Genomic DNA, 249 nt, shown 5'->3' with positions numbered 1-249 from the left:
ATCAGGAAGTGGAAGTTGATAATCACGGGCGTATTGTACGTTTGATTAAAGACGTTCCCCCTGTCGCCGGCAAAGATATCCATCTGACGCTGGATTTACACTTGCAGGAATACATTGAAAGCCTGCTGGTGGGCCAACGCGCCGCGGTGTTGGTGGAAGATCCCCATGATGGCTCCGTGCTGGCAATGGTCTCAAACCCCAGCTACGATCCGAACCCGTTTGTCAAAGGCATCAGCTACCAGGATTACA

General features: G+C 51.8%; 1 pseudogene. It reads left to right on the top strand.

Annotated features, from left to right (window positions below):
- Positions 1–249 (top strand): annotated as a pseudogene (locus FDX22_RS21540) (penicillin-binding transpeptidase domain-containing protein); the annotation flags it as partial.

It is taken from the genome of Citrobacter sp. TBCS-14 (assembly GCF_005280805.1).
GTDB lineage: Bacteria > Pseudomonadota > Gammaproteobacteria > Enterobacterales > Enterobacteriaceae > Citrobacter > Citrobacter gillenii.
This window is presented reverse-complemented; position numbering and strand designations above follow the sequence as displayed.